The sequence below is a fragment of the Deinococcus metalli genome (assembly GCF_014201805.1).
Classification (GTDB): domain Bacteria; phylum Deinococcota; class Deinococci; order Deinococcales; family Deinococcaceae; genus Deinococcus; species Deinococcus metalli.
In genome coordinates, this window is sequence record NZ_JACHFK010000028.1 from 1 (window position 1) to 7,960 (window position 7,960).

Here is a 7,960-nt window from a genome sequence, read left to right on the forward strand (position 1 = left end):
TTGGGTGCCAGGGCCATCAGCCGGGGCTTGCTGAAGCCTGAGGCGTACACGGCGACGTGAAAGCCGGCGGGGACGGTCAGGCCGAGGTTGGGGGCTGCGGTGTTCGGCTTGCGGACGATCGCGCAGGCGCTGAGCAGGGTCAGGAGGGCCAGGGCGGCAAGGTGTCGGGTCGGGGGAACCATACCCCATCAGACAAGGGCCACCAGGGCGCCGGGATCGTACTGGGTGAAGGTGACCTTACCCAGTAGACGTCGGGGAACCACTGCATTCCTGAGGCTGGCGAAGGCAGGGCAGGGAGGACTCTGGACAATCGCCAATTCTGCGGATACCGAGGACTCCGAGCGCAGCATGCCCGAACGCCTGGCCAGGCACGGTGAAGGCGTGCGGAGCTGGCGACTGTTGACGTGGATCGAGCTGGTACTGAAGCGCACGCGCAGCGACGTCTGCTAAGCAGACATGTCGTGACTGAAAGTGCAAGCGCGTCGGTAGCACTGCCATGCAACGGATGAAGGCGACCCGGAGGTCGCCTTTGATTTCTCCGAGATAGCGCGGTATGCACAGAGCGCCAACTCATGCAGCTGGATGCTTTGAGGCGCTGACGGCGGCCTGCTCTGCCGCGTCAGCCTCGGCCACGAGGCGCTCAATCCACGCCAGGTCATACGCATCCGGGCCGGACAGCTGCGCCTCGCCCGTCAGGCGGCGGCTCCCCGGAAGCAGGCGATCAGTACAGCGCGTGGCCAGCCGCAGCGAGCACCGCCTCGACCCGATCTTTGGCGCGGCGCAGCAGCGCGAGCTCGCGGGCCTCGAAATACACCTTGGTCGGACGATTGCCCTTGCGCCGGGGCACCTCCCAGGTGACGTCCTCCTCGCCGAATTCGCCTCGCAGCGTTTCAAGGGCGGTGCGGATCACCTTGTCAGGGATGCTGCTGGGGATGGCCATATCGTCTTTGTTCACGTGTACTCCGGTGTGCTCTGGGCATGCTACGCCGGTATTTCGGCAGGTTGAGCTTATCCTCTGCCGTGCCCGCTGAGCATTCCTTTGTGTTAGCGCACGGCCTGCGCGTTGGCACGCCGGTGAAGGAGGCGACGTGATGCACCACCACTACCACCACGACGAACGCCAACCTGCGCCGCGCCCCCAGCACCACCGGCACCGTCCTGACCGTCCTTCCTCAGGGAACGCGTGTGCAGGTCGGTACCTGCACCACGTGGTGTGCCGTCACGGCCGGCACCCGCCACGGGTACGTCTCCAGGAGCCTGCTGCGCTTCCCCGCGCCCCCCACGCCTGCTCCGCGCCCAGCCACGCCCAGCTCTGGAACGTACACGAATGTGGATGGCCAGCAGATCCAGCGTCCGGTCGTGGCCGACACCAGGCCGAGTGGCGCGTCCGCGCAGTGCCGCGACGGCTCGTACTCGTTCAGCATGCACCGGCGCGGCACGTGCTCGCACCACGGCGGCGTCGCCACCTGGTACTGACGGCGCAGAGCAAGCTCTCATCTGGCGTGAATGCTCAGAAGTACCGTGCCAGACTGCCTTGATGGCCAGACGCAAACGAACCCGCTCCGTCCTCCGCACGGCTGCGAGCACCCCGAAGGTGGAGCAGGCGCCCACGCGCGTGGTGATCGACGCGCTGGAAGGCGACAAAGCCCGTGTCGAGCTGCCGGACGGCACGACCGCCGACTGGGACCGCGCGAGCCTGCCTACGGGCGTCAGGGAGGGGGACGTGATCCGCATCGAGGGCGAGGGCAAGGATCAGACGTTCTCCATTGAAGCTCAGGAGACTGAGGCCCGCCGGACGCAGACGCAATCCGACCTCGACGCCTTGAATGCCGGGCCGACGACTGGCGAGCTCAAGCTGTGAGGCAACTTGCCTGTGTGTGCGCCCTGCTGTGGAGCCCTTCGCGCACGAGCTGGCCAGCGTGGTGCTGTGGATTGGCCACATTCAGTGGAAGCGCGCGCACGGCGGGGAATGGGATTCCCCCGTTCTGGAGCGTCTGGACGGCCTGCGCCATCACGACGCCCTGCTCAACCCGGACGGCAGCGCCTACGCGTGGCCTGAGGCCGAGTTCATCGTCGGCAATCCACCGTTCTTGGGAGAGAAAAAGCAGGGGCCATGCCTGGGTCAGGCGTACGTGGATCAGTTGCGTTCAGAGTACCAGGGCGTGCTGCCGGCGACGTCCGACCTGGTCTGCTACTGGTTTGAGAAGGCCCGCGCCGCCATCGAGGCCGGCACCACCCGGCGCGCCGGGCTCATCAGCACGAACTCCATCAACATGCCTGGTAATCGCCGCGTGCTGGAGCGCATCAACGAGACCGGCGGGATCTTCCAGGCGTGGCCGAATCTGCCGTGGTTGCAGGACGGCGCGGCCGTGCGCGTGGCCGCCGTGTGCTTTGACGACGGCCGAGAGGCGCAGCACGTCCTGGGCTACCTGGAAGGTGAGGGCACCCCGGCCGAGGTGGAGGTGCTCGTGCCTGTGCCCGTCATTCACGCCAACCTGTCCGGCGGGGCCGACGTGACCACGGCCGCCCGCTTGCCTGAGAACGCGAACCTGAGCTTCCAGGGCGTGAAGCTGGCCGGGGCCTTCGACCTGCCGGGCAACGTGGCGCGCGCGTGGCTGACCCTGCCCAACCCGGACGGCGCGGACAATGCCGACGTGCTGCGCCCTCTGCTGAACGGCGACGACCTGGTGGATGTGCGCGGGGACACCTGGGTGATCGACTTTGGAAGCCGCACAGAGGCGGAAGCCGCGCGCTACCTGGTGCCCTTTGCACACGTGGTCGAGCACGTGAAGCCGGTGCGGGCGACCAACAAGGACAAAATGAGGGCCGCTCAGTGGTGGCAGCTCGCACGACCCTACACGGGGATGCGGAACGCGCTGGCCCCGCTGCCGCGCTACTTAGCGACATCCATCGTGGCCAAGCACCGGGCCTTCGTGTGGTGTGACGCGCGGGATCTTCCGTCAGGGCGGTTGGTGGTCGTGGCCAGTGACGAGGACTGGATGCACGGGGTACTGAACAGCCGCCTGCACGTAATGTGGGCCGCTGCGAATGCCAGCACCCACGGTAAGGGCAATGACCTGGTGTACACGTCATCTACATGCTTTGAGGCATTCCCCTTGCCAACTTGGACGCCGCAGACCCAGGCGCAGGTGGCGGAGGCCGCCCGCTTCCTGGAGACCGCGCGCACCGCCCTCAGGGCGCAGGGCTACACCCTGACCGGGATGATGAACCTGCTGTCGGACGGCCTGGGCACTGCGTCCCCGGCCTACACGCTGCGGCTGGCACACGAGCGCCTGGACGCGGCCGTGGCCGCCGCTTACGGCTGGGACTGGCCCCTGGCCGGCGACGAGATCCTGACGCAGCTGCTGGCACTGAACCTGGAGCGCACCGCAAGAGCCCAGCCAACCCCGACATTCCGGCCCGCCCCTGTCCCATGACGCAGTGGTACGTCCGCCACGGGCCGTACGGCGACCGGGAGGCCCTGACCGCCGACACACGGGATGACGCCGCCCGGCAGTGGTCCCTGGCGTGCGGCTTCCGTCAGCCGCCCGTGCACGAAGGCCGGGGCACCTACCGCCACGAGGGCACCCACACCGGGCCAGGTGAGCCCGCGCCGACCTTCCGGGTCTACCCGCCCCGCAGCACCGAGGGACGTGGCAAGGACGAACTCACCTGGGTGGTCACGCTGGCCAACCGGCACCCGTGGGGGCCTGGGCCGTGCGGGAACTGACCCTGACGCACCCCGAGGCCCCGGAGGTGCACGTCGGCCGCGCCGACCTAGCCATCCTCACGCCCGGTTTCACCTGCGGCTATGAGATCAAGACCGCGCAGGACAAGCTCACGCACCTCCCGGCACAGCTGGCCAAATACGCCCCGCAGTTTGACGCGTGGCACCTGGCGGTGGCGACCGGACATGTCGCGGAGGCGCGCACCCTGGCCCCCACCACGTGGGGCCTGATTGAGCTGAAGGACGACGGCACCTTCGCTGTTCTACGCGCAGCCCACACCGGCAAGGGGCACTTCAACGTGGAGCGCCTCCTGTGGACCCTGACGGGCGAGGACCTGCTGACCCTGTACCAGCTGTTTTACACGCGCTGGCCCCACAAGACCACGCGCGCCGTGCTCATCAAGTACCTGCTGAAGGCCCGGCCCGAACAGGTGCTGGAGCTGGCGCTGCGTCACATCCGCACCCGTGGCCACCTGCGGATGCAGTCTTGGAAGGTCGGAGGGCACCCATGACCAAGAAGACCCCAGCCAGGCGGTCGGTGCACGTGGTGAGCGAGCGCGTCGTCGACACCCGGGACGGCCCCGTGCTGCGCGTCCGCACCCGCACCGGCATGCCCGAGGGCTACCACCGCGACCAACCCTCACCGTGCACGCCTACCGCGCCGTGGCGGCCACCACCGACACCAGCGAGGTACTGTCCCCCTGCGGCCATGAGGTGCCGCGCTTCGACCTCAGCCCGGCCTTCGCACAGCTGGTTCAGCACAGTGGCCCCCAGTACCCATGTAGCTGCCTGTGTCCTCACTGCCAGCAGCACCCACCGCACGCCCGCTGGCCAAGGTCGCCCATCAAGCGGACGATGCGTCGGGCCTGCAAAAGTGCGTCTGATAAAGGTCAAGGCGGAACTTTTGCCAGTCGGCGCACCATCAAGCGAAACATGACTTCGTACATGAGGTCCTCCGCAGTTTCCACCAGCGCTTCGTCGTCCTTGGCCATGCGCCTGGACTTGCCCAACCAAGCGAACGTCCGTTCCACCACCCAGCGGCGCTTCAAGACGACGAATCCCGTTGGCACCTCCACGACTCGTGGAGGTGCGTCTTTTTGCGCCCATGTCCCCTGCCAGCCCGACCAGGAAGGAGAAGTACGGTGCGACCTTCATCAGCGACGAGACTGCCGGGAAGATCATCGCCTATCTGAGCGCCCATTACACGCCTGAAACCCACGCGCCGTGACGCTGCGGTCGTCAGCCGTTGTGAGGGTACCGTGCTCCCCCCAAATGGCTGTCGGCCAGGAGGCGTTCACGGACTTCTGGCCTATGAGATCGAAGGGCCTCCCCGACGTGTGGATGTCAGCTCACGCCGATGATGACCAGGTACCCGCTGGGCACCGGCGCTGTGGGTGTTCCCTGGGTACATACCAGCGCGCGTCCATCCGGACTCCACGCGGGAAAGCTGTGCGGGGCGCCAGAAGTGACCTGCTGCCGTTCGGAACCATCCGGGCGCATCACCCACACCTGCGCCTGGCCCCCCCGGGCCGAGGTGAACGCGATCCACCGGCCGTCCGGCGACGGGAACGGGGTCACGTAGGCGGTCTCCTCATCCGCATCGCTCAAGACTACTGGGGCAGCCCCGGCCTGTTCGGACTGGAGGCACACCACATGTCGTCCATCCTCCTGGGCGTGATAGACGAAGGTCTGTCCGTCCGGGAACGGCCACGGCTGATCCTGTACGCCCCTCGCGTGGGTAAGCCGGGTCACCTGCCCATTCTGCCACAGCGCGCAGATGTACGTCGCATCCGGACCGTCCGACTGGAAGTACAGCAGCGGCCAGGTGCCAGCGGTGCCCAGGGCCGGCCCATAACAGGGCTCCCCACTGGGGTGCAGCGGCGTTACCTGGCCCTGAGAGTCCAGGAACAGGGCTGTGCGGCCCAGACGATCACTGACGAAGACGACGTCGTTGGGCGTGAAGAATGCCGGACGGCCGGTGCTGTCTGAGCCGTCGGGTTCATTGAGGGCCAGCGGTTCCAGATCTGACCCATCCGGATGCACACGGTGTAACCGCCGCCGACCATCCTGCAAGCGTTCGAAGACGATCCACTGACCATCAGGTGTCCAGTTCGCACGCAGATCGGTTCCTGCCTCCTGCGTGATGGGGTAAGGAGCACTGAAAGTGGGCATGGCTGAGCGTACCGGTTGTCCGAAGCCGGCAGATCAGCGGGACGTCGCGTGACCTTCACTTCGAGGATGCCGGCAGGTGACACCGTGATGCTTCGGTGAAGCTTCGGGGCATCCAGGAGCTGGAGGCAGCGCATACGGGTGATGAAGGCACCCATCCAGCCGTTCCCTGCCCCTCGCAGAGCCAGCCCTTGTTTTTGGAGGCCGTCATGTTCCAGCGTCCACATCTATCCCGCCCTGCTCACCGCCAGCGTGACCGGTGCCCTCGCCCTCGTCCAGCACGCCAGTGGCGGCGGAGCTCAGGACGTACTGCAGCCGCCCACGTTGAACGGCCCCGCCCTGTCCTCCCGCGACCGGGTGTCCACCGCCGACCAGACGTCCAACACGGTGACGGTCATCCATCCCGCCACCAATACGGTCATAGGCCAGATCCCGCTGAGCAACCCCCGGTCCGATACGTCAGCTGCGAAGCAGCGTGCTCAGACCAATTGACATTCACCCCGTTGCGTTCACGTCCAGACCCATTGGCGCCAGCTCGACCTCCCACTGGGTTGCGAACGGTCCCTCCTCTGACACCACCTGCTGCACCCTCACCTCGAGACGAACCCGGGATACCGGTGTCACCACGCGAAACGCGAAGCCTCGGTCACCACGCGTCAGCAGCACGTGATCGTCCGCCAGCGTCTCCTGCGCCTGGGCCACCAGATCGACCAGCGCCGTACCGCTCAGCACCACGGTCTCCTCGCCCGATGCCAGGAGAACGGCCACCGGAAATTGAAACGTTTTCGAGGCATCGTCCGGTGGGAATTGAAACGGCCGTGAGGACACGTCCTCGTACTGGGTGATGTCGATCCGTTCAAGCAGGGCATGGCCCGCGCCAAGATGCAGCAGGTTCAGTTCAGTGGTCACGCCCTGGTGTGAGTCTGGCGCGAGCGTAAAGGTCGCCAGCACAGCGACGCCTCCCTCGGCCCCCAGCACGCGCTTCTGAGTCCTTGCATTCCCGGTCATCACGGTGCAACCTCCTCCCCCCGTCTCAGCGGCGGCGATCGAACGCCCGGCGCAGCGTGGCCAGCTGCTCTGCCGGACTCATCACCACGTCGGCCTGACCCGCGGGCGTGCCCACGGCGCCGATTTCCGCGCGGGGGATCACCAGCAGGGGGCAGCTCTTCGTGAGGCCCGGCCCCTCGATCACGGCGTGCTCCAGCACAATGATCTCCGCGCCGCCGTCGGGCCGGACCATCAACTCGCGCACGTCGTCCCGGGCCACATCCACCTGCTCGCCCGTCACGATCAGGCCCTGCACGATCAGCACCACTTTCGTCATGCCCCAGCGTACCGCCACTGGTTCAAGTCAGGTCTCGTTGAGCGTTTTCCCCTGCCGGGATGCCATGGGCGTGCCTATAGAGCACCACGCATGACGCCCAGCAATGCTCACACGTACCTCAGTCCTCACCCTCACTGCGTCAATGTCGGCAGATCGGAACTGGATACCGACCCACCGGCTGTTCAATCGCCTCTCGGCCTGCTCAGCGTCCAGCAGGCCATCCCGAGAATCCACGCCCGCGCGCCCAGTGAGCTCTGGGCCTGATCTCCAGCGTGACACGCAATTGCCAGGAACGCACGCTGGACCACGGCCTCGGGACTGGTGGTGCCTGACCTCAGCACCAGCGCATACACCGCCCGTGCATAGCGACGGTGCAGTTCCCGCAAGGCATCCTCGTCCCGCTCCGCCAGTGCCTTCAGGACGACGGCGTCCGTGGCCCCAGCCCAGCGGGTGGGAACCGGCTCCGACGCCGCCGCGAGACTCACCGCTCAGCGCAGGTTGTGGGCGCGGGCCCAGGTGAGGATGGCCGCGTTGGCGGCGTCCGCCTTCTCGAAGATCGCCGCGTGCGCCGCCCCCGGAATGAGCACCAGCGTGCTGCCCGCGATGTTCTGCTGCAGCTTCACCGAGAAGTCCGGCGGGTATACCGTGTCCTCCACCCCCTCCAGAATCAACGTCGGCACCGTGATCGTCTTCAAGGTCGGCACCGAGTCCGGCCGGGTCGCCAGCACCGTCGCGCCCGC

The 7,960-nt window shown here is 67.0% G+C and carries 11 protein-coding genes and 2 pseudogenes; 6 read left to right on the forward strand and 7 right to left on the reverse strand.

The features are described from left to right. A pseudogene (locus HNQ07_RS23650) lies at positions 1–182 on the reverse strand (sorbosone dehydrogenase family protein); the annotation flags it as partial. 539 nt (positions 183–721) lie between these two features. Continuing rightward, positions 722–955, reverse strand: coding sequence for a hypothetical protein (locus HNQ07_RS23655; protein ID WP_184116484.1), 234 nt, complete (start codon positions 953–955; stop codon positions 722–724). A gap of 170 nt (positions 956–1,125) precedes the next feature. Here HNQ07_RS23655 and HNQ07_RS23660 point away from each other — a divergent pair, with 170 nt between their 5' ends. From HNQ07_RS23660 to HNQ07_RS23680, 5 genes are all read left to right on the forward strand, one after another. Continuing rightward, positions 1,126–1,476, forward strand: coding sequence for a DUF3761 domain-containing protein (locus tag HNQ07_RS23660; RefSeq protein ID WP_184116502.1), 351 nt, complete (start codon positions 1,126–1,128; stop codon positions 1,474–1,476). A gap of 61 nt (positions 1,477–1,537) precedes the next feature. Beyond that, on the forward strand, positions 1,538–1,861 hold the full coding sequence (locus tag HNQ07_RS23665) for a DUF3006 domain-containing protein (RefSeq protein ID WP_184116486.1): 324 nt from the start codon (positions 1,538–1,540) through the stop codon (positions 1,859–1,861). A gap of 16 nt (positions 1,862–1,877) precedes the next feature. Then, positions 1,878–3,437, forward strand: coding sequence for a DNA methyltransferase (locus HNQ07_RS23670; protein ID WP_184116488.1), 1,560 nt, complete (start codon positions 1,878–1,880; stop codon positions 3,435–3,437). Continuing rightward, positions 3,434–3,730 carry a hypothetical protein gene (locus HNQ07_RS23675; RefSeq protein ID WP_184116490.1) on the forward strand — a complete coding sequence of 99 codons (297 nt, stop codon included), beginning with the start codon at positions 3,434–3,436 and terminating at the stop codon, positions 3,728–3,730. Before HNQ07_RS23670 ends, HNQ07_RS23675 begins: the two co-directional genes overlap by 4 nt. Then, the gene (locus HNQ07_RS23680) at positions 3,718–4,239 is read left to right on the forward strand and encodes a sce7726 family protein (protein WP_184116492.1); all 522 of its coding nucleotides are present in this window, start codon (positions 3,718–3,720) and stop codon (positions 4,237–4,239) included. Before HNQ07_RS23675 ends, HNQ07_RS23680 begins: the two co-directional genes overlap by 13 nt. Before the next feature lie 378 nt (positions 4,240–4,617). Here HNQ07_RS23680 and HNQ07_RS23685 read toward each other — a convergent pair. Continuing rightward, positions 4,618–4,788 (reverse strand): annotated as a pseudogene (locus HNQ07_RS23685) (transposase); the annotation flags it as partial. Between the two features lie 44 nt (positions 4,789–4,832). Between HNQ07_RS23685 and HNQ07_RS23690 the strand changes: the two are divergent. Continuing rightward, positions 4,833–4,955 (forward strand): hypothetical protein, encoded by a 123-nt coding sequence (locus HNQ07_RS23690; RefSeq protein ID WP_260323287.1) that lies wholly within the window; start codon positions 4,833–4,835, stop codon positions 4,953–4,955. Between the two features lie 116 nt (positions 4,956–5,071). Here the strand turns inward: HNQ07_RS23690 and HNQ07_RS23695 are convergent, their stop codons facing one another. The 4 genes from HNQ07_RS23695 to HNQ07_RS23710 form a co-directional block, all read right to left on the reverse strand. Beyond that, complete coding sequence (locus HNQ07_RS23695; protein WP_184116494.1) at positions 5,072–5,899, reverse strand: TolB family protein; 828 nt, start codon at positions 5,897–5,899, stop codon at positions 5,072–5,074. Between the two features lie 492 nt (positions 5,900–6,391). Then, positions 6,392–6,907: a hypothetical protein gene (locus HNQ07_RS23700; RefSeq protein ID WP_184116496.1), complete on the reverse strand. Its 516-nt coding sequence runs from the start codon at positions 6,905–6,907 to the stop codon at positions 6,392–6,394. Between the two features lie 22 nt (positions 6,908–6,929). After that, complete coding sequence (locus tag HNQ07_RS23705) at positions 6,930–7,220, reverse strand: hypothetical protein (RefSeq protein ID WP_184116498.1); 291 nt, start codon at positions 7,218–7,220, stop codon at positions 6,930–6,932. 488 nt (positions 7,221–7,708) lie between these two features. Then, on the reverse strand, positions 7,709–7,960 hold a 252-nt coding region (locus tag HNQ07_RS23710), incomplete at its 5' end, for an alpha/beta fold hydrolase (RefSeq protein WP_184116500.1).

Excerpts from the sequence above, each read along its gene's own strand:
- HNQ07_RS23665 (WP_184116486.1), top strand. The coding sequence starts at position 1,538 with ATGGCCAGACGCAAACGAACCCGCTCCGTCCTCCGCACGGCTGCGAGC.
- HNQ07_RS23675 (WP_184116490.1), top strand. The coding sequence starts at position 3,434 with ATGACGCAGTGGTACGTCCGCCACGGGCCGTACGGCGACCGGGAGGCC.
- HNQ07_RS23690 (WP_260323287.1), top strand. The coding sequence starts at position 4,833 with ATGTCCCCTGCCAGCCCGACCAGGAAGGAGAAGTACGGTGCGACCTTC.
- HNQ07_RS23695 (WP_184116494.1), bottom strand. The coding sequence starts at position 5,899 with ATGCCCACTTTCAGTGCTCCTTACCCCATCACGCAGGAGGCAGGAACC.
- HNQ07_RS23705 (WP_184116498.1), bottom strand. The coding sequence starts at position 7,220 with ATGACGAAAGTGGTGCTGATCGTGCAGGGCCTGATCGTGACGGGCGAG.